This window comes from Segatella baroniae DSM 16972 = JCM 13447, from assembly GCF_000426585.1.
GTDB classification, from domain to species: Bacteria; Bacteroidota; Bacteroidia; order Bacteroidales; family Bacteroidaceae; genus Prevotella; species Prevotella baroniae.
Genome location: NZ_AUFQ01000028.1, coordinates 1 through 10,624, shown reverse-complemented (window position 1 = coordinate 10,624; position 10,624 = coordinate 1). Strand labels below are relative to the sequence as shown.

Sequence of the window (10,624 nt, the reverse complement as noted above, 5' to 3'; positions counted from 1 at the left end):
AACCGATGTTCAAGTTAGAAGTACAATTTGTTAAAAGTGTTAATTGCACGTTTAAATAATAGACTTTAAAACATTGATAATCAGTAGGTATTGAAGTTCTGAAACTTCAAGAAAAACACAACTGTTGATGCACAAAAAATAGAGGGAAAGAAGAGATTCTGACCCGTTTAACACTTTTGCATCAACAATATGGGAAAGCAATTAGATTCCAAACAGCGGCAAGAAATTGCCAAGCTCCTTCAAGAGGGGAAGAATTTCAGGGAAATTGCTGAAGTTCTAAAGGTTGACCGTACCACGATATTGCGAGAGATTAACCGCAATGTCGGAGACAACGGCGTGTATGATCCTGAATTAGCCGAAAACAAGAGACGAAGGCGTAAAAAACTCCAATCCGTATCTCCCGGTGCTGTTGCGCAACTTCCTCCCAATGTCAGGGAAGAAGTTGAGAAGGTATTGGCTTTTGAGACTCCGCCTGTCAAGCGAAGGCAATTAATCGTGGATAAGTACATAAACGAATATGGCCCGGTAATAGAGAAAAAACTTATTTCTCCAATGGCAGCCATGCGTGCGCTTGCAAACGAGTTCTACATGAGTGTAAGTACAGTGTACTATCTTTTGAAAAGGGAGGGTATCTACCGAGATAGAACCAACCCTGTCTGTATGCCTTCTCCTAAAGGATAACCTTTAAAAGCGGATTTTCATGTATTACATCGTAAAAGAAGTTCATGTGCGCAAGAAACCACTATGGTTGGTTGACTTGCTCTTTCAGATAACCCCATCCTTGTATCGGGAGAAAGGGTCAAAGGAAACGGTTATTGGTAAATTCAACACCATTCTCTCTCTCATCTTAGATGCCCGGGTAAGGTGGCATCATGGTAAATCCTTGTTATCATCTATTCAAACCATCACCCACGATGAGACATGTATTTGGATCAAAGGAAACCGAGGCTCAAAGTTTCTTTCCTTTCGAATAGAATCAGACAATTGACTTTTAAAAGAACAGCAGTATGGAAATAGATAACAGTAGAAAGACAATTACAACATTTGTCCTCGTAGATCCAACCGGTAAGATCTTTGACGATTTCGAGAACATCAATGAGAATACAGAAGTAAGGGCGATAGCCATTGAACCCCAAAATAGCTGACCTATGGGAGATTACAAATGGATTTGTCTTATCAGAAAGTTCTATAATTGTTCTTTCTATAATGACAGCAACGCCGTGCAAATGTTCCTGCACATTTTTTTGAATGCTCAAAGGGAGGATAAGCCTTACTTTGACAAAATTACGATGAGGGGGCAGTTTCGCACCTCAATTAAAGACATCATGGGTTTTTTGGAGATAAGCCGTAAATCCGCCCGACGTTCTTTAGATAAGCTGAAGGCGGCAGGCATTATCCATGTTGCCTCTCTAAGACGTAACGGTGTTCTCATTACCGTTCGTGAATTTTCAAAGTTTCTGGCTTTGGAAAATGTGAGAGGTGGCTGGGTGAAGCTGTATTACGACCTTGACTTCCAAGATTTCTTTGTGAACGCACAGGTTCTTCATATTTATCTCCATTTACTTCTTCATACTTACTCGGAGAGTGAAAACTATGAGGATCCGCTATGGTTTGACATGAAGAAGATCAGTGCTTCGACCGGCATTCCTGTAGAAGGCATTAAAGAGGCCCTCCAGAAGCTACGCAAGCTGGGCATCCTGAATATTGGTTATAACGGTCAGAAGAAACTTTCTTCCGTTCGTTTGATAGAGTTCCCCGATTATGTCAAGGACACCTGTCCGGTAACATCAATAGGTCCCTCTGCCAGTCATGTCACATCAGTCGAAAGTTTCTCTGATTTGGAAAACTCCTCATCTAATGGAGCTGCCATTATAAGTTTCGAAGACGGGGGGATAAAAACTGAACAAAAGGAGCCAAAAGAAGGGCCAAAAGATGCCCAACAAAATTCTGTACGAAACAGTTACGAAATGTCTACCAAGTCTTTTGTAAATGACAGAAATACAGCTACTTACAAACCCAAAGGTCAAAAAGAGGGCCAAAAGAGGGAACAAAACCGTCCAAAAGTTGAAGCCACCAAAATGCTACCAAACAGTCATGGGGGCGGCTACGCGCGTGATCCTATTATAAAAGAGAATAGAGATAAGAGAATAGAGAATCTTCATTATTATAATTATTCGTCCGCGCGAAAATTTTCGTCAATTGAAGAATTGGCCTGTGATGACGAATGGGTGCGCTCGATGCAGCTGCTTTATGGCTTCCCGGATAAGGAAACGCTCTATAATGCCCTGACTTTGTTCTTGGCGAACTTGAAGTGTCGCAAAGAAGAAGTTCCAAAAGGACTGGAGGGGTTCCTTGACTATTTCTGTAACTGGTATAAACGAAATGAAAAGAAGCTGCTGCATAAACTGAAGGCGCAAACACCGTCTAAAGACTATGCAAAAGTTCTTTGGGACAAGTGTATGTCTGCCTTTGCCAAGATTGTAAGCGAACGTGCTTTTGCATCGGTTTTCCAACAAGTCTCTTTTGAGTCCTTCGACAATGTGGCCAAGACGCTGACACTTGTTCTTCCGAATAAGCGAATATTTGAGATATTGGAAGCTGATTACCTTGATACTGTTAGAACGGTGTTACACAAGTTTTTCGGTGCAGGGTTACGGCTTCAATACCGCATTGCATAGGGTCAGAACTACAAACCATTTAAGATTGAATTACGCTTATGAATGAAGCTCAAAGAATATTGCAGATGACCGATGGGGGCTTGGCAGTGTTCATTCACTACCTTGGTGAAAAGTGCCTTGCCCGGACTTTCCGTAACCCTTTCAGGGAGGACAGCCGCCCGTCATGCCATCTGTATGCCAACAGAGGCGGATATGGCAACGGCCAATACTACCTCCAAGACTTCGGCGACAGCAGCTTCTGTGGCAACTGCTTTACGATAGTGGGAAGGCTGTGTAATATCAACCCAAAAACCAACTTTCGCGAAGTGCTTCAAGTGATAGACAGAGACCTTGGACTTGGCATTTTTGATGAACAACGAAGCGAGCACCATGTGTTGATGAAAAGAAAAGCCACACCCTCGCAGAAGTACAAATGTTCTTCCATAGCGAGTTTTGAGGTCGTGACACAGCCTTTCATGCCATGGGAGGAAGAGTATTGGGGGCAATATGGCATTGGACTTTCAACGCTGGAACGTTACAACGTAAAGAGCATCAGCAGTTGTACATTCAAGAAATCGTCCGGTGGAAACTTTGCCGTTTACGGTTCAAAGGCTATTCCGACCTACGGATATATCTTCGATGACGGACGTAGGCTGAAGATTTACAGGCCTAAGGCAAAGACACGTTTCATGTATGCCGGTCACTTCCCAAAGCCCTATATCTTCGGGCGTGAGCAACTGCCTGAAGAAGGAGCACTCGTTTTCGTCACAGGTGGCGAGAAAGATGTCATGTCGCTGTCGGCGCATGGATTTCCGGCCTTGACATTTAACAGCGAGACGGCCAACATTCCCGAAGATGTAATGGATGAACTTTCCCAACGATTCCGTCGAATCATTTTTCTCTATGATACAGATGAAACCGGGCAAAGGGAATCTGCTTTGCGGATACAACAGTACGGCGAGAAATACAACGTTCAGAAACTTGACCTACCGCTGTCCGGAGAGAAATCGGAAAAGGACATCAGTGATTTCTTCCGTCTGGGGCACACCGCAGAAGAACTGCAAGCAATGATAGAAAAGCTATAATTATCGAAAAATGAAATTAGGAAAAATAAGTAAAACTATATTCAGGCACGCAGGAGGAAGCTCCGATAATATTCGGATCAGAACCTTGACAGATGCTGCCACGCCAAGTATAATGGGCATTGATGTTAAGGAGTTTCCGGAGGTTCATTCGGTCTCCTACCGTTTTCTCTCCAAGACCTATCACGGGGTGGGTGTCATAAACCAGAACAACGGGATAGAATTTGTTGGCCAAGACCTGACGGACTCCCCCATGACGTTGAATAGTTCCGGCGTGACTTTTCTTCCCATGGAGAAAGAGCACAAGAGCGACAAGTTGTGTATGTTCGCAGACATGATGGATTATTTGGCCTACCAGACCTTGCAGAAGAATGGCTTTGTCAGGCTGCCTTCAGACTGTGATTTCATGATTATGTCGGATGTAAGGAACTTCATCCATATCTCGGTCGAAGGAGATGACTATGATATGGTTTATCTCTACTTTCCCAATGATGTCATGGGCTGCACCATAACCAAGACGTTAAAGGATCGGTATGGCAAGCATGCCATTGAGTGTAATCCCCTGTACAAAGGTTATAACAACCTGTTGCAGTTCGTAAAAGCCATTGAGATCACCACAAACAGCAAATAGAGCCGTATGGTATATGTCATAATCATCCTTGTTTTGCTGATAGCTTTGGGAGCAGCTTTCTATTATGAAATCACCCATAGCTACGACGACGACAAGTTCAGGAAATGAAAGATAAAGGGATTGATGTAAGTGCATCCTTTCCAAGTATAAAACGCTAACAAGTAAAAGTATGATTAATTATGTTTTAAGTATTGAAACCGGAGTTACGGATCTCGTCCGTACCCCCGAGTACTATCAGACAGCCACTTTTGTGCAAAAGAAAGAAGAGCTCTTGGCTCTGATTTATCAAAAGAAGAAACTCAAGCCTTTTGCCAGCATGAAGCTCATAAGGAGTATCAGTTTCTTTATTAAACGCTCCATCAGCCTTTGGCAGTTACAGGGTCTTGCAAACAAGATAGAGACGATGTTCGGTCCATCTTGTTTCCAAATCTCCATCGACAGAGAGAACAATACCGTACACATGCTCTGTGGCTGGATAGACAAAGAGACAGGTGAGTGCATCGTGCTGAACCGTACAGAACAGAAGAGACTTTCCGTCCTGATTCTGGATTATTTGGACTTGCCACGCCCCCGGTGTGCCGACATGTGGTTGAGATACTTTCTGCTGAACAAATTTGACAATGACAATTCTGTCTTCAGCAGACAGATAGAGTTTCTTGAAAGGTCTGAATATGAGAGTTTAAGTTATCCGGTATTACGGGATAGTCTCAAATACGTGGAGATGATATGTAAAGGATTACTGAAATAAAAAATACACTTATGAGATTTTTAAAGATTTATTTGGCCAGTAGCTGGCGGAACAAGCATTTCGAGAATTTATTGAACGCCCTACGGATTCAGGGTTACTATACCTATGACTTCAAGCATCCCGAGGACAATGAACTAAGCGGATTCAGTTGGGAGAAAGTCGATAAGGACTTCGAGAAGTGGACCTGTAGGGATTTCAAGGAAGGGCTTCACCATCCCGAAGCTGTCAAAGCATTTGAAAAAGATTTTCACGCCATGCAGGAAGCGGACTATTGTGTCCTCCTCTTACCGTGTGGCCGCTCTGCCCATTCTGAAGCCGGTTGGATGAAAGGGCAAGGCAAGAAAGTGTTTGTCCTTGATATGTCCGAGAAACCAACGCCCGAGCTGATGTACCAGATGTTTGATGCGTATGTGACGAGACCGATTGATTTGGTAGAACACATTGAAGCTGCATTCCATAAGGACAATATGCTACTTAAAGAAAATTTCAGCACACATGGACAGAGTGACAAAGAGACGGACTAACCTCTTGTATAATTTAAGAAAGAAAGGAGTCAGATGTTTGACCAAGGAGCGTATGATTTTCTTTCCCTATGGAGAGGACCCCAATGAAGTCAGGCAAATTGTCTGTTTATGCAACGAGTATCATTTCCATGTACAATTGGAACTTCAATAGCACATTTAATATTAAAAGTATACACAGAATGAAAAAGATAAAGGATTTAACCGTAACAGTAACCTATACTGTTGGTTTGCATGACGTAGAAGTCAGCGAAAAGGTTTATGATGATCTAAACGCCTTGGCAGATAAAGGGCGTGTAAACTGTGATCTTATGAATTTGGACGAGCAAGTATGTACTGGTTTCGAGTGGCTTTCTGATCATATTCACGAAAGTGACGCTTGTGATTGGAATTATGAAGTTGATATGGAATAATCTTAAATGTGGCCAATAGAAAATGAAACATATATATCTTTTTATAGGTGCTGCCATTATTACCTACCTCTTAATATCGCTGGCAACATTGGATTTGATGTGGTGTGTGCACAACACTCCTTGGATATGGATAGCGGTAATACCACTCTTTCTATTCTTATATTTCTTCGTATTCATGTGCTTTCATGAAGAAATGGGATTTAGGGAAGATCGCGCAATGCAGCAGACTCTCGCGGTAGCCAAAGCCAACAAGCTGATAGAAAAGTTGCAAGAGCAACTTCCAAATATGTTCCAAGGATTGGTTGATATGTCAATGGCAGAGATTAGAGACAGTCTTAGAGCGGTGAATGAAGAGCAAGCTCGCAAAGTTGCTACCCTTTCAACTGATATTTACAACGTGCTGGAACGACGTCAAAAACTTCTCGACCTGGAACGTAAGGTCAAGCAACATAAAGGACAGCCTATGCTCTTGACAAAAAGAGAAACAGCGTCCTTGTTACTTGTTGATTATTCTACCCTTAGAAAATGGGCAAGGAAAGGATTTCTTGTCCCCACAAGGATTACTCCCCACCGTGAGTTATATCGTTATAGTGATGTTCTAAAAATATTGGAGGGCAAGGTATGAAACATTTGCTTTATTTCATACTCGCTGTACTCATTGTATATTTGATAGGTTCACTGCTAATGGCAGATTTCTTGTGGATATTACATACTGGTTTCTTAGGATGGATAGGTGCCATTTTTATTATTCTGTGGTTTTTCCTGCAAATTGAGAAAGAGTATGGTGGATGGAATATAGAAGAGGAAGAAGTAGATTCATGGAATGAAGAAGATAAAAGCGATGACCAATACATTTCCAAGAAAGAAGCCCGGAAAATAGCAGAGGATGTCTGTAAAGAAATGTTTAACATAAAAGAAAACAAATATGATAAATAGCCCAATCCTTGATACCTGTTGCGGAGGTAAGATGTTTTACTTCGATAAGCATGATGACAGGGTTCTGTTTCAGGACATAAGGAAGATGGAGACAACATTATGTGACGGAAGGCACTTCGAGGTCAACCCCGATGTTCAGGCCGACTTCACAAACATGCCATACCCAGACAATAGCTTCCGCATGGTTGTTTTTGACCCTCCACACTTACTAAGAAGTATTGAGAACTGTAAGACATGCGATATATATAATGAACCAAGTCCAAAGAACAAGGTAACAGGCTACCAAATGATAAAGTATGGTGCTCTTGGCAATGCAGACTGGAAAGAAGTCTTGCGAAAAGGCTTTGCAGAATGCTTTCGAGTATTAATGCCTGGAGGATTCTTAATATTCAAATGGAATGAAACAGACATCAAGGTATCCGAAATATTGAAACTTACCTCGGAGACGCCTATTTTTGGGCATCCATCGGGCAAACGTTCCAATACTCATTGGATTTGTTTCATGAAAGAAGATTGCAATAAATAAAAATAGCCACACAACGGCATCGACTTATGCTAATCAAATAGCATTTAAATTATGAAAGCAAAACTTAGAAAGACAGGTGAGGTGGTAGAGCTAAGGCAATACTACTGCGATGGTACGGCAATGGGTATTAACGGGAAGTGGTATCATCAAGGTGATATATCTGAATTGTTTGAAGACACCGATTCTAAAGGATTGGAATACGAATTTGGGCAATTAGGCAGGACAAAGAAATGCGAGTTCATATCGCAGCATGTAGACTTGGCTTCTCCTGAAGCTATTGCCAAGTATGTAAAAGGTTATCTTTTTGACGTACTTAAAGATGTTGGTGATGATGAGTATATCGCCACATATCTTCGGAATAAAGGTTACAAGGTAGAGGGTAATAAAGAATAGCAAATGGAAGACATCAAATTACTCTATATAGACTTGTTCTGCGGAGCCGGTGGAACTTCCACCGGTGTTGAACATGCAAAGTTAGATGGAACAAAGTGTGCGAGGGTAGTCGCCTGTGTCAACCATGATGCGAATGCAATCGCATCGCATCAGGCAAACCACCCCGACACATTACACTTCACCGAGGATATTCGCACACTTGACCTTACCGGTCTTACAGCCCATTTGAATCGAATGAGGATGAAATATCCATCAGCTTTAGTTGTCCTATGGGCTTCACTTGAATGCACCAACTTCAGCAAGGCCAAAGGCGGCCAGCCACGCGATGCAGACAGCCGGACGCTTGCAGAGCACCTTTTCCGTTATATCGAGCAGCTGGCCCCAGACTATATACAGATTGAGAATGTGGAAGAGTTTATGAGCTGGGGGGACATGGACGATAAAGGACACCCTATCTCAAAGTTAAAAGGATGCAGCTATGTTCGTTGGACAAATAAAGTTATCTCTTACGGCTATCATTATGATTGGCGTTTGCTGAATGCCGCCGATTTTGGTGCATATACCTCACGCAAGAGGTTTTTCGGTCAATTTGCGAAGAAAGGCCTCCCCATAGCTTTTCCTGTTCCAACATTCTCGAAGAATGGTGACAGTGGCATGTTTCATGCCTACAAGAAATGGAAGCCTGTTCGTGAAGTGCTTGACATGGATGATACTGGCCAAAGCATCTTTGATAGGAAGAAGCCACTATGCGAGAAAACCTTGAAGCGAATTTACGCAGGCCTAATCAAATTCGTCGCCGGTGGAAGGGAAACGTTTCTTGTTAAGTATAATTCAATGAACCAGACAGGAAAATACACAGCTCCAGGAATTGACGAGCCTTGCCCAACTGTCGCTTGCCAAAACCGTCTGGGTATTGCCAATGTCAGCTTCATGTCCAAGGCATTCAGTGGAGATCCGTATTCCAAGAACCAATCGATAGACATTCCTGCCGGAACTGTCACCACTAAGGATCACCATTTCTTTGTTACTGCTTACTATGGTAAAGGAGGGAACCATTCTGTTGAATCGCCATGCCCTACGCTTACCACAAAAGACAGGCTGGGATTGGTTTCAAGTCGTTTTTTGGCAAATGAATATTCCGCTGGTGGTCAACTTTCCAGCATTGATTCACCTTGCCCTGCAGTATTGACAACACCGAAGCAAAAAGTAGTTGACTGCTTCTTGATGAACCCACAGTTCAACTCTGCAGGTGGAGATATCAATAAGCCGTGCTTCACTTTGATTGCCCGGATGGATAAGATGCCCCCTTACCTTATCTCCACAGAAAAAGGTATCGGTATAAGGATATTTGAAACGGACAGTGAAATGACTTGCAAGATAAAGGAGTTCATGGCCATGTACGGAATCATAGACATCAAGATGCGCATGTTGAATATAAATGAGCTGAAACGCATCATGGGTTTCCCTGACAATTATATCCTTGTGGGAACCCAGGCCGAACAGAAGAAGTATATCGGCAATGCCGTTGAAGTGAACATGAGCAGGGTACTCTGCGAGTCGCTTTGTGCAGCTCTTATTTCTAAGGCAATAGCAATATAGAACTAACATCCGAAAGATAAGACAACCAAAAGAATAGATATGAAAAGAACTATTTTCACACATCACTTAAAAAAATATGCAAAAACCATTCAGGGAAAATCCAACAACCAATTAAGAGGATACATGGATGGTTATATCAAAGCTTTGGAAGTTGTCGAAGGCAAGCTTCTTGGGCTTGCCCCCCAGACAGTTGACCAAGATTTTCAATCCAAGGCCTACAAGTATTTTTTTGAAGAAATACAACATATGGTTAATCTGGAGGCTTGTGTCGTAAAGGATGTAGAGAAGTTTGTTAAAACTTACAAAGTCCCTACCGTAGGTGTCAAAGAATTGTCCACAAGGGAATGCTTGGATATTCTCTACGAAGTTGAAGATTACTTTTGGGGAGACCGTAGTGGTTTTGATAAGATAATGCACGCTCAAATGGTATTCGCAAAGGAACTCCGTAAGAGAATAGCAGCACTACAACCAAATATTAAAACTCAAAAATAGATCGTTTATGAATCCGGAATGTAAACTTTCCTCTTCAGGAGTCAACCAATCGCAATCAGGTAAAACTTTTTATTATGTTGCCACATGCCTATTGCTCTTGCTGATGGTCAATAAGCCATACAAAACCTCTGCAAAGGGTTTCCGTCTATATCTACGACAGTGCAGGAGAGTCAGCAAGCTGCTCCTTGCTCAAATACTTTGTGGAATCTTCAAGTTAATAGATAAATGTATAAAATCCCGTTATAATAAATAATTTGACGTAAAAATTTTGCGAAATAAAATATATTATGTATCTTTGCAGGTGTATAGCTGTATATACGGCTATACGTATATAAGTCAATAAAGGAATACGACAATACGTATATACATATATAAAGAAAACAATTATGGAAACATTAGATTTTAACAGTTTGGTTCTTAACCAAAATCAGAAAACACACATGGATTCGTTGGTGATTTGTCTACGTAATTCTTGTGATCAATATATTGAACTTACAAGCAATAGGCTTCTTAATCCTGGCGATGACATCATTTTCTACTATCGCAAGATTGTGTTTGCAGCCGAAGAACTCCATGAGTTTGCTAAGAATTATGGAACTATGCCGGAAGACAGTGGAGACACTATT

At 41.9% G+C, this 10,624-nt stretch carries 15 protein-coding genes; all 15 read left to right on the top strand.

Annotated features, from left to right (window positions below; translation table 11 throughout):
- Nucleotides 1-189: 189 nt before the first annotated feature.
- Entirely contained in the window at nt 190-681 is a 492-nt protein-coding gene (locus K334_RS0112360; protein ID WP_025882254.1) for a helix-turn-helix domain-containing protein, read from the top strand.
- Nucleotides 682-1,007: 326 nt separating this feature from the next.
- On the top strand, nt 1,008-1,145 hold the full coding sequence (locus K334_RS15120) for a hypothetical protein (protein WP_004345419.1): 138 nt from the start codon (nt 1,008-1,010) through the stop codon (nt 1,143-1,145).
- Between the two features lie 3 nt (nt 1,146-1,148).
- Nucleotides 1,149-2,678 carry a DUF7833 domain-containing protein gene (locus tag K334_RS0112350; RefSeq protein WP_025882251.1) on the top strand — a complete coding sequence of 510 codons (1,530 nt, stop codon included), beginning with the start codon at nt 1,149-1,151 and terminating at the stop codon, nt 2,676-2,678.
- A 38-nt stretch (nt 2,679-2,716) separates the two neighbouring features.
- Nucleotides 2,717-3,742: a toprim domain-containing protein gene (locus K334_RS0112345; RefSeq protein ID WP_025882250.1), complete on the top strand. Its 1,026-nt coding sequence runs from the start codon at nt 2,717-2,719 to the stop codon at nt 3,740-3,742.
- Between the two features lie 112 nt (nt 3,743-3,854).
- Entirely contained in the window at nt 3,855-4,370 is a 516-nt protein-coding gene (locus K334_RS0112340; RefSeq protein WP_238319214.1) for a hypothetical protein, read from the top strand.
- 169 nt (nt 4,371-4,539) lie between these two features.
- Entirely contained in the window at nt 4,540-5,118 is a 579-nt protein-coding gene (locus tag K334_RS0112330; protein ID WP_025882246.1) for a hypothetical protein, read from the top strand.
- Between the two features lie 11 nt (nt 5,119-5,129).
- Nucleotides 5,130-5,642 (top strand): hypothetical protein, encoded by a 513-nt coding sequence (locus K334_RS0112325; RefSeq protein ID WP_004345411.1) that lies wholly within the window; start codon nt 5,130-5,132, stop codon nt 5,640-5,642.
- 179 nt (nt 5,643-5,821) lie between these two features.
- A complete protein-coding gene (locus K334_RS0112320) occupies nt 5,822-6,052 on the top strand; it encodes a hypothetical protein (RefSeq protein ID WP_234396551.1) in 231 nt (76 codons plus the stop codon).
- Between the two features lie 22 nt (nt 6,053-6,074).
- Nucleotides 6,075-6,677, top strand: a complete 603-nt coding sequence (locus tag K334_RS0112315; RefSeq protein WP_004345409.1) for a MerR family transcriptional regulator — start codon at nt 6,075-6,077, stop codon at nt 6,675-6,677.
- On the top strand, nt 6,674-6,988 hold the full coding sequence (locus K334_RS0112310; RefSeq protein WP_025882243.1) for a hypothetical protein: 315 nt from the start codon (nt 6,674-6,676) through the stop codon (nt 6,986-6,988). Before K334_RS0112315 ends, K334_RS0112310 begins: the two co-directional genes overlap by 4 nt.
- A complete protein-coding gene (locus K334_RS0112305; RefSeq protein ID WP_004345407.1) occupies nt 6,978-7,514 on the top strand; it encodes a hypothetical protein in 537 nt (178 codons plus the stop codon). The genes K334_RS0112310 and K334_RS0112305 overlap by 11 nt, the downstream gene beginning before the upstream one ends.
- A gap of 51 nt (nt 7,515-7,565) precedes the next feature.
- Nucleotides 7,566-7,907 (top strand): hypothetical protein, encoded by a 342-nt coding sequence (locus tag K334_RS0112300; RefSeq protein ID WP_025882241.1) that lies wholly within the window; start codon nt 7,566-7,568, stop codon nt 7,905-7,907.
- A gap of 3 nt (nt 7,908-7,910) precedes the next feature.
- The gene (locus K334_RS0112295) at nt 7,911-9,506 is read left to right on the top strand and encodes a DNA cytosine methyltransferase (protein ID WP_025882239.1); all 1,596 of its coding nucleotides are present in this window, start codon (nt 7,911-7,913) and stop codon (nt 9,504-9,506) included.
- Between the two features lie 39 nt (nt 9,507-9,545).
- Nucleotides 9,546-9,998, top strand: coding sequence for a hypothetical protein (locus K334_RS0112290; RefSeq protein ID WP_154655621.1), 453 nt, complete (start codon nt 9,546-9,548; stop codon nt 9,996-9,998).
- A 386-nt stretch (nt 9,999-10,384) separates the two neighbouring features.
- Nucleotides 10,385-10,624: hypothetical protein (locus K334_RS14945; RefSeq protein WP_154655620.1), on the top strand; the 240-nt coding region annotated here is incomplete at its 3' end.